At 35.6% G+C, this 26,915-nt stretch carries 13 protein-coding genes; 3 read left to right on the forward strand and 10 right to left on the reverse strand.

Annotated features, from left to right (window positions below):
- Positions 1–32: 32 nt before the first annotated feature.
- Complete coding sequence (locus QWY91_RS07840) at positions 33–1,397, reverse strand: pyridoxal phosphate-dependent decarboxylase family protein (protein WP_290237072.1); 1,365 nt, start codon at positions 1,395–1,397, stop codon at positions 33–35.
- 1 nt (position 1,398) lies between these two features.
- Complete coding sequence (bshC, locus tag QWY91_RS07845) at positions 1,399–3,015, reverse strand: bacillithiol biosynthesis cysteine-adding enzyme BshC (RefSeq protein ID WP_290233428.1); 1,617 nt, start codon at positions 3,013–3,015, stop codon at positions 1,399–1,401.
- 116 nt (positions 3,016–3,131) lie between these two features.
- Between bshC and QWY91_RS07850 the strand changes: the two genes are divergently transcribed.
- Positions 3,132–5,603 carry a M14 family metallopeptidase gene (locus QWY91_RS07850; RefSeq protein WP_290233430.1) on the forward strand — a complete coding sequence of 824 codons (2,472 nt, stop codon included), beginning with the start codon at positions 3,132–3,134 and terminating at the stop codon, positions 5,601–5,603.
- Between the two features lie 102 nt (positions 5,604–5,705).
- Positions 5,706–8,522 (forward strand): M16 family metallopeptidase, encoded by a 2,817-nt coding sequence (locus QWY91_RS07855; protein ID WP_290233433.1) that lies wholly within the window; start codon positions 5,706–5,708, stop codon positions 8,520–8,522.
- 56 nt (positions 8,523–8,578) lie between these two features.
- Here QWY91_RS07855 and QWY91_RS07860 read toward each other — a convergent pair whose 3' ends face one another.
- From QWY91_RS07860 to QWY91_RS07890, 7 genes are all read right to left on the reverse strand, one after another.
- Positions 8,579–10,798: a TonB-dependent receptor gene (locus tag QWY91_RS07860; RefSeq protein ID WP_290233435.1), complete on the reverse strand. Its 2,220-nt coding sequence runs from the start codon at positions 10,796–10,798 to the stop codon at positions 8,579–8,581.
- 226 nt (positions 10,799–11,024) lie between these two features.
- Positions 11,025–12,800, reverse strand: a complete 1,776-nt coding sequence (locus QWY91_RS07865; RefSeq protein WP_290233438.1) for an alkaline phosphatase — start codon at positions 12,798–12,800, stop codon at positions 11,025–11,027.
- A 74-nt stretch (positions 12,801–12,874) separates the two neighbouring features.
- Complete coding sequence (locus QWY91_RS07870) at positions 12,875–14,461, reverse strand: RagB/SusD family nutrient uptake outer membrane protein (protein WP_290233441.1); 1,587 nt, start codon at positions 14,459–14,461, stop codon at positions 12,875–12,877.
- Positions 14,462–14,487: 26 nt separating this feature from the next.
- Positions 14,488–17,517, reverse strand: coding sequence for a SusC/RagA family TonB-linked outer membrane protein (locus QWY91_RS07875; protein WP_290233444.1), 3,030 nt, complete (start codon positions 17,515–17,517; stop codon positions 14,488–14,490).
- 204 nt (positions 17,518–17,721) lie between these two features.
- Positions 17,722–21,429, reverse strand: a complete 3,708-nt coding sequence (locus tag QWY91_RS07880) for a two-component regulator propeller domain-containing protein (protein ID WP_290233447.1) — start codon at positions 21,427–21,429, stop codon at positions 17,722–17,724.
- 213 nt (positions 21,430–21,642) lie between these two features.
- A complete protein-coding gene (locus tag QWY91_RS07885) occupies positions 21,643–23,490 on the reverse strand; it encodes a glycoside hydrolase family 2 protein (RefSeq protein WP_290233448.1) in 1,848 nt (615 codons plus the stop codon).
- A 232-nt stretch (positions 23,491–23,722) separates the two neighbouring features.
- Positions 23,723–24,385, reverse strand: a complete 663-nt coding sequence (locus QWY91_RS07890) for an SDR family oxidoreductase (protein WP_290233451.1) — start codon at positions 24,383–24,385, stop codon at positions 23,723–23,725.
- A gap of 326 nt (positions 24,386–24,711) precedes the next feature.
- On the opposite strand from QWY91_RS07890, the gene QWY91_RS07895 reads away from it, so the two are divergent.
- Positions 24,712–25,134 carry a DoxX family protein gene (locus tag QWY91_RS07895; RefSeq protein WP_290233454.1) on the forward strand — a complete coding sequence of 141 codons (423 nt, stop codon included), beginning with the start codon at positions 24,712–24,714 and terminating at the stop codon, positions 25,132–25,134.
- An 82-nt stretch (positions 25,135–25,216) separates the two neighbouring features.
- On the opposite strand, the gene QWY91_RS07900 is transcribed toward QWY91_RS07895, so the two are convergent.
- Positions 25,217–26,911, reverse strand: a complete 1,695-nt coding sequence (locus QWY91_RS07900; protein ID WP_290233457.1) for a ribonucleoside-diphosphate reductase subunit alpha — start codon at positions 26,909–26,911, stop codon at positions 25,217–25,219.
- Positions 26,912–26,915 lie beyond the last annotated feature (4 nt).

Here is a 26,915-nt window from a genome sequence, read left to right on the forward strand (position 1 = left end):
GCTTTTTACTTTATATATTTTTGAACTATAAATTACTTCATAGATTCTAATATTTTATCGATATCATCTTCTGTAGTATCTGGATTGATAAAACAAAAACGCGCGATAGTTTCTTTTTCCCATTTCGTTGGAGTCACCAAGGCAAAACCAGAATTGTGATTTTTATATGTCCAATCGCGATATTGATCTGCTGTCCATCCTTTTCTTCTAAATAGAACTACTGATAAGCTCGATGGTCTTACCAACTCTAAATGATCAATTTCTTCTATCTTTTTAGCGGCAATTTGAGCAAGCTCGATACCTCTTTCTACGGCTTGTCTATATTTATCGGTACCGTGCATCGCTAAAGAAAACCAAAGTGGCATTCCTCTCACTCTTCTTGTTAATTGTATTTGGTAATCTGCTGGATTAAAACCTTGCGCACCTTCGTCCTTAAAAATCTCTAAATAAGCCCCTTTTTGAGAATGAGCATTTTTCGCGTGATCCAAATTCTTATAAATCACAGCGCCACAATCATAAGGTGAGAATAACCATTTATGAGGATCGATAGTTATACTATCTGCTTTTTCAATTCCGTTGAATAAATGTCTAACCGAGTTTGCTGCAAGTGCTCCACCACCATACGCGCAATCTACATGATACCAAACATTCGCCTGCTCACAAACTTCAGCAATAGAATCTAATTCATCTATAATTCCGGCATTTGTTGTTCCTCCAGTTGCTACGACTGCAAAAAGTCGTTTTCTATCTTTTTCTTCAAGCTCGTCTATCGCATTCTTAAGTGCTGCTCCGGTAAGTTTATCATCATTATTGTCGATCATCACCACATCTGCGTCAATCACTTTCGCCATGGCTTGTACTGAGCTATGTGCACCATCTGAAGTAAGTAACAAACCACGAACGCTAACATTATCAGAAGATCTTCTTCTCCATTCTTCTCTTGCAGCGACCATTGCAGAAAGATTTGCGGCCGTTCCCCCACTGGTAAACACACCAAAAGCGGTTTCTGGTAATCCGGTTAAAGAGACCATCCACTTCATAGCTTGATTTTCACAGAAAATACCTCCTGCTCCTTCCATCCAGTAAGCTCCATGAATACTAGAGGCAGAGGTTACCAAATCGAACATTATCGCTGCTCGCGTAGGTGCCGCTGGTACAAAAGCTAAATGTCTTGGATGATCTATAGGCACGCAAGCTTTTACTAAAACGTCTTTAAACATTTTAAAAGCATTTTCGCCACCTATACCTTCTGGAGTGATGGTTTCTCCAACCATCTCTAATAATTCTGATTCTTTTTTTGGAGATCCAAGCTCCGGTGTAATATTCGAGATACGATCTATGGTATATTTCATGACATCTAAAGTCATTTCAACCAGATCCATATCTATGGTATGCATTTTATTTTGATCCAAAGGTGATAATTTTAAAATGTTGTTCTAATGGGTTTAATTCAGCAAAAAGTTTCTCTAGAAGTTCCTGCCCGTAAATGGCATAAACTTCAGAAAAATTGGTTTGCCGTTCCTGTAAGCTACGATTAGGAAATAATTGATTTTGCAAATCTGCAATTCTGCTTACCTCATCTTTCAATTTTCGCTTTTGTGCTTTTAATAAGCGCTTTTCAAGATGATCTAGTCCTTTTAATTGTTTTACTTCCTGGGCTTTTACTGCTCCTAAAAAAGAATGATCTGTTTTTCCAGCTAAATCATACATTTCCTGAAACTGATTCACTAAATGTTCTTTTTGTTTGCTGAAGTCAATATCAATATTCGATATTTTACGAACCTTTCTATTAATAAGTTCATGTTGCTGAAGAAAAAGCTCTTTATTAGAAATGGCTAATTTCTCTCGCTTTTCTCTTTGCTTTTCGGTCTGAATTAATGCTGAATTCCGCAATAATAACATCGGAAAAGGCACATTTTCAGCTTCAAAATAATCTTTTAACTCCAACCAGTAAGCCAATTCGCCGCCGCCGCCAATGTAACATAGATTGGGCAATATCACTTCTTGAAAAAGCGGGCGCATCATCACATTTGGGCTAAAATGTTGCGGAGATTCCTTTAGCTCAGCTAAGATTTCATCTTGTGTCCATTCAATTTGCTTTTCATGAACGTAGAATTTATCATCTTTCTTTATAATGCGTTCTCGATAACCTTTATTCAGATAAAAAAGATTGATTTCACGTGGATTTACCTGAACGGTATAACCCAAATTGGCTAATTCTGCACTTTTTTCTTTAGTACTTTCATAAGATTGCTGTTGTAGCAATTCATTTTCAACATAAGGAGTAAAAAGCTTTTTAAGTTCTGGCTGCTGCGCGCCCATAATTACCAATCCATACGCTTTAAAAAGCTCGTTAGCCAAATAACGTGTGGCATCGGTTAAATTGTTATGCTCTAAATAGGCTTTTTTAAACAATGATTTTAGATAATCTGCATCTTGCCCGCCTCCTATTTCTGCGGAAAAAAGTTCGAAAACTTCCTCTAAACCTTCAGTAGACAAATAACCTACCGCATCAATCTCTGCTCCTTTTTCTTCTGAATTCCACTGAAATTTCTTTCCGTTTAAATTGAAATAATTAATTTCAGCAAAATCATGATCTTCGGTAGCCATCCAGTAAACGGGTACAAAATCATATTCAGGATGCTCTTTTTTAAGAATCTTAGTAAGATTAATTACAGAAATGATCTTATATAAAAAGTAAAGCGGACCTGTAAAAAGATTTAATTGATGCCCGGTAGTAATTGTAAACGTAGTATCCTTAGAAAGCGCTTCGATATTGGCCAAAGTGGATTCTGAAATTTCAAAACACTCATACTGTTTCTTTAGACTTTCAACTAAAACTTCTCGATTTTCCGAAGAAAAATGTTGTTGTTTTTCTTTAATCTGAGCTTCAAAATTTCCAATCACTGGGAAGCGATTATAAAAAGAAGCTAACTCTTCCTTTTGATCCAGATAATCCAAAATAAGTTTGGAAAAATAATTGGTTTCGGAATACGAAATACAATCGGTAGGCATAGACTTTTTTTGAGTTTGCTAAGATACCGAATGTTTAACTTTTTTGCACTAATTTTTAGTTAATTCGCCCATCTAGGCTATCTTTACTACCCTAACGATAACCCCACCATTATTTTATGAAGAATAAATTACTTTTTTACGCCTTCGTAATGTTTAGTTTTATAAGCCTTACAGCACAGGTAAAATCGCCCTCAGAATTTTTAGAATACGAACTCGGTAGCCAATTTTCCAGACATGCAGATGTAGTTAATTACTTTGAGCATATCGCAGAAAATTCAGCTTTGGTAACTTACCACACTTATGGTAAAACCAACGAAAGACGACCACTCACTTACGCGGTAATTTCTTCGGAAGAAAACTTATCAAACATCGAAGACATCAGGAAAAACCACTTAAAACAAACCGGAATCTTAGAAGGTAACCCCACTACCGATAAGGCGATCGTTTGGTTAAGTTATAACGTACATGGTAACGAAGCTTCTAGTACCGAAGCTGCCATGAAAACACTCTATAATCTGATTACCAAAAAACAAGATTGGTTAAAAAACACGGTCGTTATTATCGATCCTTGTGTAAATCCAGATGGACGTGATCGTTATGCGAATTGGTACAATCAGGTACGGCAAACACCTTTTAATACTTCCCAAGATGCTGCCGAACATTACGAACCATGGCCGGGCGGAAGACCAAATCATTATTTATATGATCTTAACCGTGATTGGGTTTGGGCTACACAAGTAGAAACCAGAAGTCGATTAAAAATCTACAATCAGTGGATGCCGCATATTCATGTCGATTTCCATGAACAGGGAATAAATAACCCTTATTATTTTGCTCCCGCAGCCGAACCTTTTCATGATATCATAACACCGTTTCAACGAGATTTCCAGACTAGAATCGGTAAAAACAATGCTAAATATTTTGATGAAGAAGGTTGGTTATTTTTCACTAAAGAAAGTTTCGATTTACTTTATCCTAGCTATGGTGACACCTATCCTACTTACATGGGTGCAATTGGAATGACTTACGAGCAAGCAGGTCACGGCCGTGGAGGATTAGGTATTAAAACCGATCAGGAACATACGCTTACTTTAAAAGATCGTATCGATCATCATTTTACGACGGGAATTTCAACCGTAGAAATGGCTTCTAAAAATGCAGAAGAACTGGCGAGTGAATTCAGCAACTACTTTAAAAATACCGACAGAAAATATGAAACTTTTGCGCTTAACGGAAATAAAGATAAAATCGATGCGCTAAAAAAATTGTTAGATCGTCACGAAATCAAATATTCCACAGCGAATTCAGGAGAAAAAATTTCTGGGTATAGTTTTACACAAAACGAAAATGGAAGTTTAACTACTACCGATCAAACACTTTTGGTAAGCACTCAGCAACCAAAAGGACATATGGTAGAAGTGCTTTTTGAACCTAAAACGAAACTTAACGACTCGGTTACTTACGATATTACGGCATGGAGTTTACCTTATGCTTATGGACTTGATGCAGTTGCGAGTTCTAAAAGTTATTCTGGAAAAAGAAATGCTGAAACATCGAAAATCAGCAATATAATAAATGCTGAAGGTGCTGGCTATATCGCAAACTGGAAAAGTATTAAAGATGCTGAATTTCTAGCGGCTTTATTAAAACAAGAAGTAAAAGTTAGATTTAGTGAACTTCCGTTTTCTTCAGAAGGAAAAAATTTTAATGCCGGGACTTTAGTAATTACCAAAAGTGATAATAAAAACTTAGAAAATTTCAACGAGATTGTAGTTGAAACTGCTAATGAATTTGAAAGAGAATTGACCGTTGCCAACACAAGTTTTGTAAGTAGCGGACCCGATTTTGGATCGCCCGACATAAAGCTTATCAGAAATCCTAATATTGCGGTGCTTCGTGGCGAAGGAACTTCTTCGCTAAACTATGGCGAAATATGGTATTTCTTTGAACAGGAACTAAATTTCCCGATAACAGCCTTAGGTACCGATTATTTAAACCGAATCGATCTTAGCTCTTATGATATTCTAATTTTTCCTGAAGGTTACTACGGAAGCGCTCTAGGAGATGCAGCGCTTAAGAAAATTAAAAAATTTGTAAATGCTGGTGGTAAAATGATCACAATCGGTAGAGCTATAGGCAATTTTGCAGGTAAAGATGGTTTCAGTATTACCCAGAATAAAGTTGAAGAAAATAAAGAAAATGCCAATACTCCAAATCTTACACCTTACAGAATGAGACAGCGTGAAAGCATTAAGAGCAATAGCCCGGGAAGTATTGTAAAAACCACAGTTGACAATACACATCCACTAGCTTTTGGATATGATAAAACATATTTCAGTTTAAAGTTGAGCAGTAGTAATTATGGGCTTCTTAGCAATGGTTATAACGTTGCTTATATGCAGGAACCTCAGGTAGTTTCTGGATTTGTAGGAAGTGAAGCCTATAAAACACTAGAAAATTCTGTTGTTTTTGCTGAAGAAAATATGGGGCGTGGTAGCATAATTTATATGGCAGATAATCCATTATTCAGATCATTCTGGCAAAACGGAAAGTTATTTTTCGCGAATGCTTTGTTTATGGTGAAATAGAATTAGAGACGCTAGAAAATAGATCTTAGAGTCTAGACAGGAATGCTGAATGCTGAATGCTGAATGCTGAATGCTGAATGCTGAAATTTAATATTGTAAAAAATGACCTTCAAAAAAATAGTTGCTTTTTTGTGCTTTTTGGCTGTTTATACAGCCAATGCACAAGAAAAGAGTTCTCTAAAAGTAAACTTTGAGAGTTTTACCTTATCAAACGGACTTAAAGTGATACTGCATACCGATCATTCTGATCCTGTGGTGGCGGTTGCGCTTACCGCGCATGTGGGTTCGGCTAGAGAGAAAGAAGATCGAACCGGTTTTGCGCATTTATTCGAGCATTTATTATTCTTAGAATCGGAGAATCTGGGCAAAGGCGGACTAGATAAAATGAGTGCAAGAATTGGTGGTTCTGGAGCGAATGGCTCTACCAGCCGCGATCGCACCAACTTCTTTCAAACTGTTCCTAAAGATGCTTTAGAGAAAATGATCTGGGCAGAAGCAGACAAATTAGGCTATTTTATTAATACCGTAACCGAACCCGTTTTAGCAAAAGAAAAGCAGGTCGTTAAAAATGAGAAACGCCAAAATTATGATAATCGGCCATACGGACCTACGATGTATGTAATTGATAAAAATCTTTATCCTAAAAATCACCCTTACAATTGGCAGGTTATCGGGAGTCTGGAAGATTTGCAAAATGCGACACTGCAAGACGTAAAAGATTTTTATAATCAGTGGTATGTACCTAACAACGTCATATTAACGATTGCTGGAGATTTTGATAAAGAGCAGGCGAAACAATGGGTTCATAAATATTTTGATGAAATTCCTTCAGGAGAGGAAATCAAAAGACAAGAAAAGCAGTTAGTAAATCTTAAGGAGACCAAAAAACTATATTACGAGGATAATTTTGCACGTCTACCTGAACTCACTATGGCTTGGCCTAGCGTTTATTCGTATCACGAAGATTCCTATGCGCTTTCAATTCTTTCAGAATATTTAAGTAGCGGAAAAAATGCGCCCTTGTATAAAAAATTAGTTGAAGAAAAAGAGCTCACCGGTTCGGTAAGAATGTATAATTACACTTCAGAACTTGCTGGCGAACTTTTACTTCAGATAAGAGCTTATAACGGAAAAGATTTGGATAGCGTTGCTAAAGCTATAAATGAAACTTTTGCTGAATTTGCCAAAAATGGAATTTCAGACAAAGATCTTAAACGAATCAAAGCGGGACAGGAAACCAGCTTTTATAATAGCGTAAGTAGCGTTTTAGGAAAAGGCTTTCAATTAGCCCAATATCAGATTTTCGCTAACGATCCTAACTTTATTAATAAAGAAATGGATAAACTTTTAGCGGTTAGCAAAGAGGATGTGATGCGTGTATTTAATAAATACATTAAAGATCAAAATTACATCGCTACCAGTTTTGTTCCGAAAGGTGAGACACAATTAGCTTTAGAAAATTCTGAACTTGCTGAAATTGAAGAAGAAAAAATTGTTGAAAATGCTGAAGAAGATTTTGATGCCTCGCAACAAGCGTCTTACAAAAGAATTCCTTCGAGCTTCGATAGAACGGTAGAACCACCTTACGCTGCTACACCGGAACTTTCTACTCCTGAAGTTTGGAAAGATTTTATGCCCTCTGGTATGCAGGTTTATGGAATTACCAATGACGAAGTTCCATTAGTGAAGTTTGAATTTCAAATGGATGGCGGACTTCTATTGGAAAATATAAACAAAACCGGGGTTTCTAATTTACTCGCAGAAGTTTTAGGCAAAGGAACTGCAACAAAAACGCCGCAAGAATTAGAAGAAGCTATTGCGCTGCTAGGTGCTGATATTCGAATAAATTCAGGTAAAACTCAAATTAGTATTTCTGGAACAACGTTAGCGAAAAACTTCGAAGAAACGATTGCTCTTGTTGAAGAAATTCTATTAGAACCCAGATGGGACGAAGAGGAATTTAAACTGGCAAAACAACAGGTGATTAGCCAACTGGAAGAAGAAAAAGCAAATCCAAACGCTATTGCAGATCTGGAATTTCAGAAATTGATCTACGGTAAAAGAAATATACTTTCTAAGAATCCTCTAGGCACAAAAGCTTCAGTAGAAGCGATAAGTCTTCAGAATTTGAAGAAATACTATAAAGAGAATTTAACGCCACAGAGAACCAAATTTTTAGTGGTTGGAGCGCTCCATAAAAATCTGGCTACCGATGCTCTAAAATCACTTTCTGCGAATTGGCCAGCGAAAAATGTTCAGCTTCCAAAATTGCCAGAACCTCAACTTCCGCAGCAATCAAAAGTTTATTTTTACGATGTTCCGGGTGCAAAACAATCTGTTTTTAGATTTGGAGCTCCGGCAATGTCTGCCAAAAACGAAGATTTTTATCCTGCTGAAGTTATGAACTACCGATTAGGTGGTGGTAGTTTTGCTTCACAACTTACTCAGCAATTGCGAGAAGGTAAAGGCTATACTTATGGAATTCGCTCTGGATTTTTTGGTGATGAATATGTTGGTCCGTTCATGATTTCAACCGGAGTTAGAACCAACATTACAGATGATGCAGCAAAGCTTGTTCAGCAGATATTAAAGGATTATTCAGAAGATTTTAATCAACATGACCTCGATGTTACTAAAAGTTATATGATTAAAAGTAACATGCGGAAATTTGAAACTTTAGATGCAAAACTGAATATGCTTAGTGAAATAAGTAATTATAACCGAGAATACGATTATATTAAACAACGCGAGGAAATAGTAAATAACTTAGGGATTCTTGAAGTGCAAGATTTGGCTAAGAAATACATTAATCCAAAACGGATGTATTATTTAATTGTTGGTGATGCTGAAACTCAACTTGAAAAATTAACAAACTTAGGTTTCGGTGAACCGATCCTTATCAATGCTGAGAAGAAATAAAATCAATAGAATAGAAAAAATAAAGCCCGAATTATTCAAATTCGGGCTTTATTTATCTAAAATCGATACGAAATAATTCCTTTTAAAAAGAACGGTGTCCCCGGTGTGAAATGAATTTCTTCTACCGGTTGCGTTTCAGAAGCTAAACGCGTAGTTGTTGCAAATTGAGTTTCGTTCCAATCGGTATCAAAAATATTCTGTATCGAAAGTCCAAAATCAAAATGGTTCCAACGATAGCCTGCATTAAAATCGAAAACTGTATAGCCTTCAGCAGTGATAGAATTATCTTCATTTGCTGGACGGGAATTCATATGTCTTGCGTGTAAACCACCGTAAACTCCTGAAGGGTGAATAATGTTTATTCCGGAAGTTAATGTAAAATCTGGCGCTAGCGGAATATAATCCTCACCGTCTGGCTCATCCTTAGATCTGGCTAAGGTACCATTAACATCAAGATCATAATTCAACCAATCAAATGGCTGATAGCGTAAACTAAAATCGAATCCTTTACGCACTGTTTTTCCGCTTGGTTCTACAACTGCCTCATCACCAACGTAAACAAATTCCTGCTCTAGATATAAATACCAAAGCGCAGTATTCAGAATTAATTTTGGCACAGGTTTCCATATAAATCCAATATCACTACCGTAAGCTGCGGGTAGTATTTCATTTCCTTCACGCTGAACTACAACTCGAGTATCGTTCGAATGGAAACTTTTACCTGACTTTAAGTAAAGCTGAACATTGTCTTTAAGGTTATATAGAATATTCAGTTTTGGACTTAAAGCGGTTTTGTTTTCAGCATTATTCGTGTATTGCTGAATAAGTCCGTCTTCATAGACAAACTTGAAATAATCTAATCGCAAACCTGGATTTAGTGTCCAATTTCCGAAGTGAAAATTTGCATTGGCAAAAACCGAATAATTTGTCTCGTTAATATCGCCGAAACTCAAAGAATCCAGAACTTCTGCCCTATTTACCGTGTGTGATAATTCGTTATTTCGACTTTGATCATTTCTAAGGGAAATTCCGGCTTCAAAATCTCCATTAAAATTATCGGTATAAAATTTATGATGATAGGTATTCGTTACTCCAAAAAGCTCCCGAGTTTCTTTTTGTTTAATTTGATCTCCGTTTTCAGGATCATTCAGGAAAAAAGTGAAATTAGAGAATAACAGAAAATCATATTTTGAATAAAATAAAGTAGTAGATAAACCAGACTGATCGTCAATCTGATATTCGTTATTTAAAATGATATTTGTTCGGCTGGTTTCTCCACCTTCAGTATCATCAATAGCACCAAACCTTGAAATTAAACCAGATTCCACTGCTCGCTGCGGAATTTGCCCGGAAGCATCCCATTCACTCGTGAAATATGAAACGATCGCTTTAAATCTATTTTTAGCTGAAAGTTGACCAACATATTTCCCCATTAAATTAATTCGGCTAAATAACTGCGGACTATCAAACGGGCCATCTGTCCCCAGGTATTCTGAAGCGATATAGGCCGATTCTTTTTCAGAATCTAATACCTTAAACATTCCTACTAAACGTTGGGTATTAAATTGCCCAATTTCAGCTTTTATTAAATTGTCATCTAATCGATCCTTAGTTTCAAAAGAAACAAAACCTGCGGTAGAAAAATTTCCCTTGTTTGTAGCATAAGGTCCTTTGCCAAAATTGACTCCGTTTACCGTTTCTGGAATCAAAAAGTGAAGATCTGCATATCCTTGTCCGTGCGCATGAGAAACCAGGTTTACCGGCATACCGTCTACACTTACATTAATATCGGTACCATGATCGATATCAAATCCACGAAGAAAAATCTGTTCTGCTTTTCCGCCACCTGCATGTTGACCGATAAATAATCCCGGCACATAACGCAATAGATCCTGAGATGAATTTACAGGATTTACACGGGTATTTATTTCAGAAAAGATACTTAGAGCATTGATTTTTGGAGCAATAACTATTTCGTCTATAAGATTCATCTTTGTTTGAAGCTTTATCGTATAAAACTCCGCTCCATTTGCCTTTAAATATTGAGTGGCAAAACCAATATGATGAATTTTAATACTATCATTTTTTTTAGCTGAAATACTAAAATTTCCCTGAGCATCACTATGCGTGTGGTGGCCGCTTTTAAGATTTAAAATATAAGCTTCGGTAATAACATTATTCTTGTCGTCTTTAATTGTTCCTGAAATGGTATTTTGACTGAAAGACACAAAAGAACATAAAAAAAACGCCACTAGGAGCGTGTAGAGTTTTAACATAAGAAGTAGATTTTCCCGCAAAAATAGGATATTCAGGCAATTCTTGAAGCTCGTAGTTATAAAAAATGACAGAATAATTATATCGCTATTTTTTCAAATGAATTATTGAATTTCATTTAATATCGCGAAGATTAGAAACATAATTTTTAGGGATCACATTTACTATGATAAAAACAAAAGCTCTAAATCGATATTTAGAGCTTTTGTTTTTCAAGAGAATTTTGAATTATCGCTCGTCTACGATTTCTAGAATCTTATTGAAAATTTCGTTATTTTCGTAAACTCCTCTAAAAAGATCGGAATACACACCATAAGAAAATACCGGAACCATAGTAGCTGTATGATCATGAGTGGTAAAATCTCCTTCAATTAGATGATTTTCGACATTTCCTTGCGGAATACTAAAACCAGAAGTTTCGTGATCGGCAGTAACAATAACCAAGGTTCCCGGATTTTTATCTGCAAATTGAATCGCTTCTGAAATTGCCTTATCAAAATCTATCCCTTCACTTACGATTCCTGAAACGTCATTAAAGTGACCGAATTTATCGATTTGAGCTCCTTCAACCATCATAAAGAATGGCATTTCAGAATTCATAAAAGTTAATGCATTTTCTACTGTTTCTGGCAAAAGATTACCACGACCTTTTAATGTTGAAGGTGCTTCCCCTTCAGCCATAAAAAATCCTAATCTATCGGCCTTGCTATTAGCGATATCATTCACACCTGGAACAATATCAAATATTTTTTGATCGGTAAAATACTTTGCGCCTCCACCGGCAAAAAATGTTAATTTACTTTTCAATAAATCCTGAGCAATTTCAGCATTCATTCCGCGGTCTTTTTGATGTGCATAAAATGCAGATGGTGTTGCTCCGGTTATTTCATCTGTAGTAATTACAGCGGTATTAAAACCTTTAGCGTCTAAGATCTCTGTTAAATTTGGTATCGATTTCTCTTCTATATTTACCCCGATAGCGCGATTATTGGTTTTTTCTCCGGTAGCTAAAGCAGTTCCAGCAGCAGCAGAATCGGTTGTAAAATCGTCTGCAGAAGATGTTTTTATAAAACCTATATTTTTTAATTGCGTTAAGGTCAGATTTCCGTTATTCGCTAAAACTGAAGATGAAATTTCAGAAAGACCATTCCCGTCTCCTATCAATAAAATGACATTTTTTACTGGCTCATGCAATCCGTCATGTTCGAAAGTAGGCTTGTAAACTTCAGCAAATAATTCATTTTTATAAACGCGATCTTTTAAAGAAAATAAGTACGAAGCACATTTAAATGGCTCATCGGTATTAATATAATTAACACCTAATTTTTCAAAAGCTTTCCAAGCCGATTTAGAATCTGGTGTTCCCCAAAATCGGAAAGGTTTATTAAAACTTTGTGCTTCTTCAATAACAGCGGTTACCTTTTGTAAATCTTCGTGAGTAAATCTTCCTTTACCATTCCAGCCGGCGTAGTTTTTATAATCTACACTAATCATAGCCACTCGATCCCATTGTTCTGATGTAAGTGGCTCTAATTTTTGATAATCGAAAGAAATAAATTCTGGATAGTTTTTATATTCTGAAGGAAGTGGTTCGTTCCCAGAAATAATAAACTCAATATTCTGATTTTCGATGATTTCAGGATATCTTTTTATTGCTTTTACAATTTGCTTTAACGTAGATGTTGCTTCTGTTTTTACATCTATCATTAATTGTATAGGTTCGTTTTTAATCACCGCAAGCTTTAAACCTTTAGCGATTGGTTTTAGATAAAGACTTTCTAGCGTGCGTTCTTCCTGAGTTTCATTTTCATGATGGGCTACAAGAAGTTTCCTATTTTTCAGAAAAACATCTGCTTCTATAGAGCTGGCTCCTGCTGCATAGGCCGTCCAAAAAGGTACTTTTTGTTCATAATCATTATGGGAATGAATATGAAGCGCTTCCTGTGCCTGAAGAACAGAAAAACCAAAAAGAAATATAAATATTGAATTGAATATTTTTTTCATAATACTAAAAAAAGGAAAGATGCTAAGTAGGGATAGCACCTCTCCATTAAACAAACTAAAATCAAACTAACACTTTACCAACCGATGTTTTGGGATATTCCTGAACCTTCGATTACAGTTGTTGGCAATGGCCAAACATGCATATATGTAGGATCGTAGTTTCTCGATGACCAAACTTCCTGAATTGTATAATCGGAATCTGGATTAGTTCTATCACTGTGAATTCGCCCGTGTAGTGGCTTGCTATAAACATCTTCGGCATCGCCCCAACGTACTAAATCGAAATGACGGTTTGCAAATTCTCCTGCTAATTCTACTCGACGTTCGTGTTTTAGGTCTTCTATAGTAGCTCCCGAAATTGCATTTAAACCAGCACGATCTCTTACTTTATTAAGTGGTTCATCTCCGTTTTGGCCTTGCATAATTAAAGCTTCAGACTTCATCAATAAAACTTCAGCAAAACGCAAGAGGGGCACATTATAAGTGGTTGATGGATCATCACCATTGCTGTTTACATTTGTTCCTATAGGAGACTCTCCTCCGAACTCATACATATATTTATTAAACTGAAATCCAGATAATGAGTTTTCTGAATAATAACTTCTGTTTTCTCCGAAATATGGAAATTCATCACCATATTTTAATATAGTCACTTCTCTACGAGCGTCATCTTCTTCAAATGACTCATACAACTCTTCGGTTGGTTGATAGTATCCCCAACCATTGTATTTACTCCATCCTTTATTTTCTAGCATTACACCAGTAAGAATGCTTCCTCCGTTTACTCCAGAGTTTACCGACCAGATATATTCACTGGTCCAGTTATTTAAATGACTGTGTAATAATCGATAATCTTGATCTGGATTATCGGTATCGATCAAAGCTCTACCCGATCCTGAATTAATTACTTTATCGGCATAAGTAACAACATCTGCATATTTACTCTCATCATATTGAGACCAGTATAAGTATGTTTTAGCGATATAAGCATTAGCCGCATCTTTATGTGCGTGACCATAATCTGCGCTAGACATCTCTGTAAAAAGTGGTAACAATTCTGCAGCCGACTCAAGATCTTTTACAATCTGCTCGTAATTTGCCTGAACGCTTGTTGGACGCTCGTAGCTTCCTGCAGGATCTTCCATATTATCTACGGTAATAATCGGGATTCCTCCATTTTCACCGTCATCACCATAACTATGTGCTAACCAGAAGTAGAAAAAACCACGCATAAAATATGCTTCTCCCATGGCCTGATTTTTCATATCCTCACTGATATTCATTTCTGGGACATTCTTTAAAATATCATTGGCTCTGCGAATCACTTTAAAAGCTCTTGGATACATATTAGCGGTATATCCTTCGTCCCCGGTACATACAAAGTTTTTCACATTGTCGGCATCGGCTTTAATACGACCGGTAATCATATCATCAGAAGCATTGATGTACCAAAAGAAACCTCGTCCAAACATTTCTGAAGTTTTCATTTCGTCATACATGCCGTTGATGGCTAATTCTGCATCATCTGCTGTTTTCCAGAAATTCCCGTAAGAAACACTTCCCTTAGACTCTACCTCGGTAAAATCATCTGAGCAGGAAGTGAACACTAAAGCCGTTATGGCTGAAAGTGCAATAGTTTTAAGTTTTATATATTTTATCATGATTTCTCTTTGATTTATTGTTGACATTAAAATGATAAGGATAAACCAACTACATATTTAGAAGACAATGGATATCTACCTACATCTAGCCCGTTGTTACCTACTTCAGGATCCATCCCTTCGTAATCGGTAATGGTAAACACATTATCAGCTGAAGCATAAATTCTTAAGGAAGAACCTTCAAAAATGCTATTCATCGTAGTTGTCGGCAATGTGTATCCTAGCGTAATATTTTTCAAACGCAGGTAAGAAGCATTTTCTAAGTACCATGTAGAATTAGTTCCGAAGTTTGAATTATCATCGCTAGTAGCTAATCTTGGAATATCAGACCCTGTATTTTCAGGACTCCACGCATTTAAAACACGATTATCTAAATTATAACCTTGTAAAGAAGCATTGTAAGTAGAATATTTGTAAGCATTAAATGCTTTTGCTCCTGAAACTCCCTGGAATAATGCACTTAAATCGAAATTTTTGTAATCGAAATTCAAACCGAAACTATACGTAAAATCTGGTAAGTAACTTCCTGAGAATTTACGGTCACCACTATCGATTTTACCATCTCCATTTGTATCTTCAAATTTGAAATCTCCAGGTTTTGCATTAGGTTGAATTAAATCACCGTTATTATTGGTATATGCATTAATTTCTTCTTGAGACTGAAATATTCCGGTTTGTGGCACCAAATAGTAAGAATATAAATTCTCTCCTACTGCAGATCTAAAAGGTCTTAAAACACCTCTCACATCATTACTATGTTGAATAAAATCGATTCCTGCATCATTGTAACCGTTTAAGTTCACTAACTCATTATCGATTTGACTTATATTACCAAAGATGTTGTAGCTAAAATCATTTATCTTTTCTGTATAAGAAACAGATAGCTCCCATCCTGTGTTTTTCACTTCGCCACCGTTTACATCTGGTGCTTCGAAACCTTGATGAGCATCAGCTAAACCTGGTATAATCATCCCTTTGGTTTTCTTAGAAAAGTAATCTGCAGTAATGCTAAGCTTATTTTTAAATAGACTAGCATCTAAACCTAAATCAAAAGATTCTGAAGTTTCCCATTTCAAATTTGAATTTGATTGGCGACCTAAATACAATCCGTTAGAATCATAAGTACCTTGCTCGCCCATTACGGCTAAACTTGTTTGCATTGGCACATCAAAAGAGTAGTAACCTACTGTATTGATATTTCCTATCTGCCCCCAAGAAGCTCTTAGTTTTAAATCGCTAAGATTGTTGATGTCTTCGATTGCCGGTAAATTAGACAAACGTACCGCTCCTGAAACCGATGGGAAATAATCTGATTTATTATCTGGAGCCAATCTGGAAGTTTCATCTCTACGAATACTCGCAGATAGATAATACGTACGATCGAAGTTATACATTACTCTACCTATGGCTGATGTTAAAACATCTTCATACACATCGGTTTGTGCAGGCTGTAGAGAAGTTGCATTTCCCATATAATGGTTAAACTCTCCTTCGTTTGCAAAACCTCTACCTTCCTGGTAATAATACTCATAATCGGTATGCTGAGAAGAATAAATTGCGGTAAGATCTAAATTATGTTTCCCAAAAGACTTCTTATAGTTTAACTGATTATCCCAGATCCAACGGTTCTCATTAGAATAACTTTGGTATAAATAATTTTGAGCATCAGATCTTCCAATTTCTGGAACTCTAGGCTGAAAACGCTTACTTTTAGTATCGGTTAAAGCATAAGAATAATTGGTCTTAAAGCTTAAGCCGTCAAGAATATCATAGTTTAAATACACGTTAGCATTCAGGTAATTTACAGGATTGCTAATCGTAGGACGTTCCAATAATGCTACAGGATTGTAAACATCACCATACGCACCACCAAAATCTGATAAACGTTGTGGCACTACACCCTGGTAAGTTCCGTCTTCATTATAAACATCTGCTGCTGCCGGCATATAAATAGCATTGATAATTGCTCCTGAATATCCATTCGAAGTATTCGTACCAACTGCTTCAGATTTTGAGAAATATACATTCTCACCAATGGTAATTTTGTCATTAAAATCATAGTCAGATTTCACTCGAAAAGAGTATCGATCTTTACTTGTACCTTTTAGTACGCCTTCTACTTTATTATACCCAAAAGAGGTTAAATAACTTGCTTTTTCAGAAGCGCCACTAATATTTGCATTCACATTATAAATAGCTGCATCTCTAAAAATTTCGTCCATCCAATCGGTACGAGTTACCGCTCCCCAAGGATTTTTCTCTGGATTGTGCGCAGATACTCTAGAAGCTCCTGCATTATCGGCTGCGGTATTGTATACAAAATTGTTTTCTTCTGCATTAAGAGGAGTTGGTAGATTATTTGCTGATTGGAAACCTGCATAAGTATCCAGATTTACACGCATCTTCCCGGTTTTTCCTTTTTTAGTTTGAATTACAATTACTCCAGAGGAAGCTTGTGCACCATAAATAGCTGCAGAAGCTGCATCTTTTAAAACACTTACAGATTCTATATCATTTGGATTTATAGGAGGTCCGTAATAAGGAACACCATCAACAACAGTTAACGGTTCTTGTCCATTCAACGTTCCTAAACCGCGAATGGTAATATTAGAAGACGAAGAAGGATCTCCACCATCTTGGGTAACTGTTACCCCAGGTAAGTTTCCTTGTAAAAAATCAGAGAAATTTGAAACCGGGCGGCTCTCTAAATTCTCCATATTTCCTACTGAAGCTACTGCTGAAGTAAGGTCTCTTTTCTCTGAAGAACCGTAACCAATAAGTACAATTTCATCTAAGGCATCAACAGATTCTTCTAAAGCAATTTCAAAAGTCTCATTACCGCTATAATTTATAGTTTGAGATTTAAAGCCTATATAACTTGAAGTGATATTTCCTTCTTCCTCGTTAACTTCTAAGAGAAAGTTACCATCAAAATCAGTAACCGTTCCGTTACCATTATTATTAGCAACAATTGTAACCCCCGAAGTGGCATCCCATCCGATTTTGAGACTACTGTTCCTTTTAGCGTGTATTGAGCCATGGCGCCCGACACACATAAAATGCTAAAAAGCAAAAACAAATAGTAATTTTTCATGTTCTTTAAATAGTTTAAGATTTTGAGCGAAAGTAGGTTCAGAGAAGGTTTCAATACTGGACTATTGTTCCAAAAAAGTTCAGTATTGATGCAAAATAGGTGCTATTTAGGTTTAAAAATTAGCAGTTTAGTTACAGTAATACTGGCATAACATTGGGCTAATCTCTTAGTAATCTTGAAGTGTATTCTGGATATGCTTTTTATAGCGCTTAGGGCTTTCACCATAATGTTTTTTAAACAATCTGCTGAAGTATTTAGGATCGTTAAAGCCACATTCAAAACTTATTTCGCTAATATTTAAGTTTCCGGTTAGCAATAAATTCTCTGCTTTCTGTAATCGAAGATTTATAATCACATCTGATGGTGATTGCTGTAGAATTTCTTTAAAAACTCGATACACTTTAGTTCTGGAAATTTCTAAACGTTTAAAAAGACTATCTACATTGAATTGGGGATTATCGAGTTCTTCTTCTATAATTTTCAGAGCTTTTTTTACCGTTTTCTCGTGCGGATTCAAAACGACATTTTCTCGATCTAGTTTTTCTGTTATACGATCTATTTTGGTTGAATATGCTTGCTTTTGCGAATTGGTGATCATTGCAATCTTCTTATTCAATAAATCGGAACTAGTTGGTAAATTAGCTATAGCATTAATGCCATTCTCGATTGCGCGTTCTTCTATAGAAAGGCTAATCGTTTCTGAAATATATAAACTCGGTATACGCTGTAATGCTGGCTGATGCAACACTTGCTCGAAATCATTTGAAAAAGGAATATTATAAATAATAATAGTCTCCACATAACATTGATGTATAGCAGATGTTATTCCGTGTAAATCATGCTCAAAAAGTAAGGCTCGATCTTTCGAATTTAATAGCTGACTTAAAAAACTAATATCGTCTTCCTCACAATAAACAAGCATATAGCTTTTATCGTCGTTATTAGGTTGCTGTAAATGTTTATATTGAAGAACTCCCGAAGCCTCCGATTGATTTTTAACTGAAGTTACAGGAATTTGTAGCGTAATTTCAAGATCTTCAGTAAATTTCACTTCAATCTCGCCACTTATTTCTTTCAGTAATAATTGAAATGCTTTGTAATACGGACTAAAATTCGTGATATTTTGCCACTCTTTTTTAAGAAGTTCACTCGAAGCCTTCAACTCAACAATCGCTTTATTCGCATGTAAACTAGTTTGTAAATGGCATTTTTCATTACTCCCAGAATATTTAAAAACTTCAATAATAAGATATCGTAGTAATAATCGGAATCGCAATACATCTAAAGCCACTAAAATATCCACAGAAATCTTAGAAAATTTATAACTCGTCTCGGTATTATATTGATTATCGCTTATTTGCTGATAAATTTTGGTAATAAAACCTTCAAAATCAATTTGTACGGGAACACTTTCTCCAAGTTCTGATATCTGATCGAGATAATCCCATTCTGAAATATCTTCGATAAGCTTCGTTAATTCATTTTCAACACTTTTGGTATCATTTTCTTCTGATTTTAAAAGTGCTACTATTTTATTCAATTTCGATTTAAAGTCTGATAAAAAGAAGGTCTGAAATTTTTCAACTTCAAAATCTTTATTTTTAACATCGCGATGCAATGCTAAAAGTTTCTCTTTTTGTTTAGCAATCTCAGCATTCTTCTGCTCTAGATTCTTATTGGCATCTACTAATTCTTTTTTCTGAGAAGCAATAACCGCAGTTCGTTCTTCTATATTTTTCTCTAACTGATTTCTGATTTTTTTTGCAACTCTATTTCTTCTAACCGAAAAGCATATTCCTATTAGAATTAGGAGTACTATGCAAGCTGCATAAAACCAAAACGTCTGATAAAATGGTTTTTCGATATGAAGCTGAAAATACTGAGTTGCCTGATCTTCCTTTTTATTGCTGGTAATTTTAAAACTATAATCTCCCGGCTGTAAATGACGATAAACAATTTCTGAATTTTTAAAAGCTTTCCAATCGGAATCTGCGCCTTCTAACTTATACCAAATAGTTTGGGGCAAGCCTGTATAGCTTATGGGAGTAATTGTCACCGCAACTGAGTTTTGATGATATTCTTTTGTAAATTCTGCGGAATAATTTTCCTTACCATCTACTTTTAGAAAAAACTTAGTTGGTTTTTTGGTATAATGATACGCATCTGGCTGAAAAAAACTGAGTCCGTTTATTCCTCCAAAAAACAAAGTTCCTTTTGCATCTTGAAACGAAGCTCCTTCAGAAAATTCTTGTGCCTGCCAGCCTTGCTCTTTTGGCAACTGCTTTATAGCATAGCTTTTTTTATTAATAAATGCGATCCCTTTGGTGGTGCTTATCCAAACTTCATTTCCGTTCGCCAATAAACTATACACCATATGGCTTGGTAATCCATCAGTTTCGGTTAGGTTTTTAGTTATTCCTTCAGAATTTTTATAAATGCTAATACCACCTAAAGTTGCAATCCACAATCCGTCATTCGTTGAATCCTGATACAAACTATACACACTGTTTCCCAGTAGTCCGTTTTCGGTATCAAGAGTTTTTAAAATTCCTTTTTCTGTTGAAAAAAATATGACGCCGCTATGTTCGGTAGCTAATACTAAAGTATCATCTTTTTTGATGAGTTGTCGAACATGAAACGATGCTAATTCCTCTTGATGTTTAAATTCTTCAAACCGTTTTGATTTTCTATTATATTTTGCAACGCCACCCCAACAGGCAATCCATAAATCAACTGAATCTTCAAAAAAGGAGTAATTTCTATTCGCGGGAAAGTTTTCAAAATCTTCAGCGCTAATTAGCGAATATTGGTGATTTTCAATCTTAATAATTCCGGCATAAGTTCCTACCCAAATAATTCCTTCTGAATCGGTATATAAACTCCGAATCCTGTTCCAGTCTGAATTCAGCAATGCTTCTTGAATCGAAAACGGAACGTAGCAATTTGTTTTCTTGCTGAAATAAAATAATCCATGATTGTAATAGCCAAGCCAAACCGATCCTGATTGATCTTTGGTGATTCCTCGAATAGTTTCGTTTGGTAAATGCGGATATCTTTTGGGATGCGGAGTAACCGTGGTAATTTGCTCGGCTCCGCGATAGGTCATACTAATACCACCATCCTTATGCGCCAGCCAAATATTCCCAAAATCATCCTCATAAAGCTTTTCGATCTCGTTACTGGCAAAACTGTAGGGCGAATATGGATCGTAAGTGTATTGTGTTATTTGTTGATTATTGAGATTTTGTGGTGTGTTCGCAATAAAAAACAATCCATTTTTTCGAGAAGCATACCAAATATTTCCTTCTCTATCTTTTAAAACATCATTAACTAAAACATTAGGAAATTGATCTTCTAAAAGTTTTTGTAAAGGCTTGTAACTATTTTCCGTTTGCAGTGCTGCTCCAGAAATTGCTTGAAAATGATTATTCTGCCAAGCGAAATAGCTATTCGATGTTTTTACGGCTATTTCTCCAGATTTTGTTAAGCGAAGATTTTCTGCATTTTGATCTAATTTGAAATTTTTAAAAACTCCGTCCCCCTGATAATATGAGATGGAATTATTATCATTCAACATCCAGATACGACCGTTTTTATCTTTCTTGAACGCCAGAATTACGTTGCCGGCAATACTTGTCGAATCCTGAAATTGATGCTTAAAAACCTGAATTTGATTGCCATCATAAACATTTAAGCCGTCCCAGGTGGCAATCCAAAGTCGGCCATCTTCATCGCTAATAATATCGTTTACAGAGTTATTTGATAAACCTTCATCTGTAGTTAAGGTTTTAAACTTCATTTGTTGTGCCAGCAAGGTGTGTGAAAAAAGCACGAACAGTAAAGCAATTTTAGTAGGGATTATATGCTTCATCATAGCGCGCGAAAGTAATCTCACATAGCGAATTTCTCTTTATGTCTTTATTAAGCATTGATCTCCAATATTAAGAAATAGCTAAAAATTAAGGTTTCAGTAAAACTCGTTTCAGCAATTAGAAACACGCTCAAATAATTCAAATTTGAAAATATAGTAAAAACAAAAAGCGCTAACCTTATCAGATTAGCGCTTTATAAAATTCAGAATCGTTATTTAATCCTGATATTCTTTTTCCTTTTCTTCGTAATATTTTTTTAGTGTAAAAAAGGCTTTTTTCTTATTTCCTTCATTATCGATTAAACCTTTACGATTCCAACCTTCCTGATATTTTGGATTGTTACGTTTTGGAGACCTAAAATCGACCAGAATCCAAGGAGACAATCCCATAAAATTATCTGGCATTTGCTCCATCATCTTCAACGTTTCTTCGTAATACCATTCCTGAAATTCCTCGCTCCACCTTGTTTCTTTATCGGCATGAAAACCAGATTTGGCTCCCGCACCGGTTTCACTAAAAAATAGTGGCTTGTTATATTTTGTTTCCCACTTAGAGTTCTCTTTTGCGCCAGGCAAGTCTCCATACCATCCCAAATATTCATTAACCGACACGATATCTGTATATTCCCCCAATGGATCATCAATAAAATTAGTACCTCGATTGTAACGAACCTCGAGCGCAGCCGAAATTAGTCGTGTACTGTCCATTTTTTTAGCATCCATAACCAACTGTTTCATAAAGTCGTTTCTGGCATCACTAAGCGGAGTTTCATTACCCACAGACCAAATGATTATCGAGGCTTTATTTTGATCTCTAACAATCATTTCTTCAAGCTGTTTTTGGGCTTTTCCCAGTACCTTTTTATTTTCAAAATCAATCGTCCAATACACTGGTATTTCACTCCACACTAAAATTCCGAGTTCATCTGCTGCTCTCGTCATATATTCATTATGTGGATAATGAGCCAACCTGACCATATTTGCATTTAGATCTTTAACCCAACCAAATAATTTATTAGCATCGTCCATACTATTCGCACGGCGAATTTCAGGAGCTACTTCCTCATGCAGACTTATACCGCGCATAAAAATCTCCTTACCATTCAGTAAAACTTCTTTTCCAGAAACTTCAACTTTTCTAAAGCCGATCTGGTCGGTCAAAGTTGTTTCTCCCAAAGTAAATTCAACTTCGTAGAGCTTTGGATTTTCAGGCGACCATAATTCAATTTTTTTAGCATCAAAACTAAATGAAGCTTTAGAATCACTAATATCAATTTTCTCTTTTAAGCCAATTTCAGGAATTTCAATAGTAACTTTTTCCTCGGAAGAAACATTTAATTTAATGTGTCCTGAAAGCTTGAATTTTTTACGCTTTATAGATTTTTCGATATCCTGATCCTGATCGAGTTGTAATGCATATTGCTGAATAAAATTTTGTTGCGTAATCACTAATTTGACGTCTCGAGTTATTCCGCCGTAATTCCACCAATCGGTATTTAAAGTAGGAATTTCGTCTTTGTGGCGTTTATTATCAACTTTTACGACTAGAAAATTCCCTTTTTCCTGAAGTAAATCACTAGGCATTTCAAAATTAAAAGGCGTAAAACCACCTTTATGCATGCCTAATTTTTTTCCGTTTAAATAAATATGTGCTTCATAATTTACCGCGCCAAAATATAGAAAAACATGCTCATTTTTTGCCAATTCCGGTTTATCAAACTCTCGCTGATACCAAACCGTTCCCTCGTAATATTTAAAAACATCGTCTTGCGAATTCCAATCTCCCGGAACCTCTATCGAGTATTTATCGCTATACCCATGCTCTTTTCTGTCGGTTTTTTGATGCGGATTTGGATTATTCCAGTAAGCCTCGGCATCCTTTTCTCCTTTCTCTTTATAACGATAGTTATAGAAACCCGTTTCGTATGGATCGATGATATAATGCCAGGTACCATTTAGGGAAATCTGTTCTCTATTTTGAGTATTTATAATTAGATCTTCCTGTGCAAACCCAGAGAATGCTATTAGTAGTAATCCAACCGTGAAAAGTTTTCTAAACATCATTTAAATTAAGATTAAAGTAGACAACAATTTAGCTTAGCCTTTGGCTTAAACTTATTAAATGTAAAAAATACGGTTTATAAATAAAAGAAAGTCAGCCTCTTTATTAATTTTTAATTGTGGGAATAAGTATTTTCATCACCTGAAAAGATTAAAACCTCTTAGATTTAGGTTGAAACAAAAAAACCGCTAAGAAGATATCTTAGCGGTTTTTTATAAGATGCAATTCTTTATTCTAAGCTAGAAATTGATCTAAAGCTTCAGTGATTTCGTGATCTCCTTTACTCATTTCAATAATTTTTCCAACTGATTTTGGATTGTTCAGTACTGCCAAAACTGTTTCAGCAACCGCTTCTCTAGGAATTTCAGTAGCTACACCATCAGGACTTTTAGCCATTGTAACTTTTCCCGCTTCCTCATCGTCGGTTAATGCCACAGGACGTAAAATGGTGTAATCTAAATTACTACGCTTTAATTCCATATCTGCATAATGTTTTGCCGTGTAGTACGGTTTCATGCCGTCCACTTTCCCCCAGTAGGAACGATCGTCGGTATGCGATGCGCCCACCATTACAAAACGCTTTACGTTATGTTTGTCTGCCTGATTGATGGACTTTATAGCACCGTCTAAGTCTATTTCGATTGTTTTATCATCACCTGTTTTTCCGCCAGATCCTGCAGAAAAAACTACCGCATCATAATCTTTAATAACTTCTCCTATAGCCTCTGGAGTATTTTCTAAACTTTCGACAACCGTAGCGACACCCATATCCTCAAAATAAGAGCGTTGTTCTGGTTTTCTAATAAATGCCGTTGGCTCAAATTCTTTAGAAGCACTCATCTTTTTAGAAATTCTTTTTCCCACATTTCCGTGTGCTCCAATAATTAAAACTTTCATATCAATTTTTCTTTTTTGTTTATTTTCAATGTAATTTTTCTTGAAGGATTTTTGACTTAAAATTCTATTAAAACTGAGGTAGATAGAGAATATTAACTCATTATTCTAAAGCTTTATTAGAGAAATGTTAGCGCTTGAGATTAGGCGTAATTTAAATATGTGATCTTTGGTTTCTAGATTCTAGGAAGATATCTATCCCTTTTTAAAGTACTTTATTCAAAAAATAAATCGAAATTACTTAAGAATTTTAATCCTATTAAATTTCAGAAAGAAATAATCTTTGTATATTTATATCGTAAACGATTTAATCTTAAAAGATTTAAAATATGAAAACTTCATTATTTCAAAATATAATGCGTGTACTTTTGGGTAGCATGATGACCTTTGCGGGGATTGGTCACCTTACTTTTCAGCGAGGAGAATTTCAGGCTCAAGTACCAAGATGGTTGCCAAACTCACCAGAATTTATGGATATTATTGTACTGGCCTCTGGAATAATGGAAATCTCATTGGGATTATGCCTTATATTCTGGGTAAGTAAAAAGGTGAAAATCGGTATTTTTCTAGCGATATTTTATGTATTAATTTTCCCCGGAAACATATCTCAATATACCAACGGGATCGATGCATTTGGATTAGATACCGATCAAAAGCGATTGATTCGTTTATTTTTTCAGCCTGTCCTTATTCTTTGGGCATTGTGGTCTACAGGAGCATTAAAATACCTCTTGAATAAGCGAAAATCTTAATAAGATTAATTAGGGTAAATTATAAACCAAAAAAACCACCTTCTGAGGTGGTTTTTTTAGTTTAAATATTTTGCGCTTTCAATTAAGCTTCACAACTCGAACAGTTTACAATGTTCGAAACGAATTCTTTAGAAACACTCTGGCTTCTTTGATAATATAAGGTTTTTACTCCTAATTTCCAGGCTTCGATCATTAACTGGTTTACATCTCTTACCGCTACTCCCGCAGGAATATTAAGATTTAAACTTTGTGCCTGATCGATAAACTTCTGTCTTACCGATGCTTGCTGAATAATCTCTAATTGACTAATCTCTTTAAAAGTTTTAAAGATATCTTTTTCCTCCTGAGTGAGCGTTTCCAAATGCTGAACACTACCATGATTCAACATAATACTTCTCCAGGTATCTTCGTTGTCCAAGCCTTTTTCTTCAAGTAATTGCTTCAGGTATTTGTTTTTACGCATAAAGTTACCTTTAGCAAGTCCTGCTTTATAGTAATTACTACTGAAAGGTTCGATTCCTGGTGATGTTTGTCCTAGAATTGCTGAAGATGAAGTTGTTGGCGCAATTGCCATTAAGGTGGTGTTTCTTAAACCATAGCCTTTAAGTATTTCGGGCTCTCCATAAATAGTTGCCAGTTCTTTACTCGCTTTTGTAGCTTTAGCACTGATATCTTCAAAAATCTGATGCGTTAATCCTTTAGCTCGCATTCCTTCAAAAGGAATTCTGTTTTTCTGCAAGTAAGAATGCCATCCCATAGCTCCTAATCCAAGTGCACGGTGATTTTTGGCGAAACGATTTGCAGAAGCTAAATAATGATTTCCTTCAGTTTTAGCAATAAATTCCTGTAATACTCCGTCTAAGAAATAAACAGCTAGTTTAACCGCTTCAGTATCTTTCCACTCATCATATAATTCAAGATTCATAGAGGATAAACAACAGATAAAGGATTCGTCTTCCGTAGAAGGCAAAGCAATTTCAGAACAAAGATTACTAGAATGTATAGTTCTGTTTTTATCCTTATAAACCTGTGGCTTAAATCGGTTAATATTATCTTTAAATAAAATGTACGGTAAACCTTTTTGTTGGCGACTTTCTAAAACTTTAGCCCAAATTTCACGTTTTTCACTATCACCTTCAATCATCTCTTGCATCCAGTAATCTGGAACACACACACCGTTAAATAAATTCTGAATAGGATTCCCGATATTCTTGATTTCCAAAAACTCTTTAATATCTGGGTGATCGATATCTAAATAAGCAGCAAAAGCTCCACGACGCACACCACCCTGAGAAATAGTATCCATAGCAGTGTCAAAAAGCTTCATAAAACTTGTTGCTCCACTACTCTTCCCATTATCAGTAACAGCACTTCCACGACCACGTAATTCACCAAAATATCCAGATGTTCCTCCACCAATTTTGGTTTGCATGATCACCTCGCCAAGTTTATGCGTAATTCCTTCAATATTATCTGGTACATACACGTTAAAACATGAAATTGGTAATCCACGTTCGGTTCCCATATTTGCCCAGATTGGAGAACTTAAACTCATCCAACCACGCTCTATCATTTCAATAAAAGCTTCAGCAAGTTCTGGTTTGTACAATCTTTTTGCAGAAGCGTTTGCGATACGCTCGATAGCAGATTTTACCGTTTCTCCTTTTAATAAATAGCCACGATTTAAGATCTGCTGACTTTCGTCATTAAGCCACCAAAGTCTTTTGTTTTTAGGCTCGTCTGCAATTAGAGGCTGAGTTTGTACGTTTGTCGTCATGGGA

This window comes from Zunongwangia endophytica (assembly GCF_030409505.1).
In the GTDB taxonomy this organism is placed as follows: domain Bacteria; phylum Bacteroidota; class Bacteroidia; order Flavobacteriales; family Flavobacteriaceae; genus Zunongwangia; species Zunongwangia endophytica.

What these genes read in the sequence shown, in the direction of transcription:
- QWY91_RS07895 (WP_290233454.1), top strand. Translation starts at nt 24,712, where the DNA reads ATGAAAACTTCATTATTTCAAAATATAATGCGTGTACTTTTGGGTAGC.
- QWY91_RS07870 (WP_290233441.1), bottom strand. Translation starts at nt 14,461, where the DNA reads ATGATAAAATATATAAAACTTAAAACTATTGCACTTTCAGCCATAACG.
- QWY91_RS07885 (WP_290233448.1), bottom strand. Translation starts at nt 23,490, where the DNA reads ATGATGTTTAGAAAACTTTTCACGGTTGGATTACTACTAATAGCATTC.
- QWY91_RS07900 (WP_290233457.1), bottom strand. Translation starts at nt 26,911, where the DNA reads ATGACGACAAACGTACAAACTCAGCCTCTAATTGCAGACGAGCCTAAA.
- QWY91_RS07840 (WP_290237072.1), bottom strand. Translation starts at nt 1,397, where the DNA reads ATGCATACCATAGATATGGATCTGGTTGAAATGACTTTAGATGTCATG.
- QWY91_RS07860 (WP_290233435.1), bottom strand. Translation starts at nt 10,798, where the DNA reads ATGTTAAAACTCTACACGCTCCTAGTGGCGTTTTTTTTATGTTCTTTT.
- QWY91_RS07890 (WP_290233451.1), bottom strand. Translation starts at nt 24,385, where the DNA reads ATGAAAGTTTTAATTATTGGAGCACACGGAAATGTGGGAAAAAGAATT.
- QWY91_RS07850 (WP_290233430.1), top strand. Translation starts at nt 3,132, where the DNA reads ATGAAGAATAAATTACTTTTTTACGCCTTCGTAATGTTTAGTTTTATA.
- QWY91_RS07880 (WP_290233447.1), bottom strand. Translation starts at nt 21,429, where the DNA reads ATGATGAAGCATATAATCCCTACTAAAATTGCTTTACTGTTCGTGCTT.
- QWY91_RS07875 (WP_290233444.1), bottom strand. Translation starts at nt 17,517, where the DNA reads ATGTGTGTCGGGCGCCATGGCTCAATACACGCTAAAAGGAACAGTAGT.
- QWY91_RS07865 (WP_290233438.1), bottom strand. Translation starts at nt 12,800, where the DNA reads ATGAAAAAAATATTCAATTCAATATTTATATTTCTTTTTGGTTTTTCT.
- QWY91_RS07855 (WP_290233433.1), top strand. Translation starts at nt 5,706, where the DNA reads ATGACCTTCAAAAAAATAGTTGCTTTTTTGTGCTTTTTGGCTGTTTAT.
- bshC (WP_290233428.1), bottom strand. Translation starts at nt 3,015, where the DNA reads ATGCCTACCGATTGTATTTCGTATTCCGAAACCAATTATTTTTCCAAA.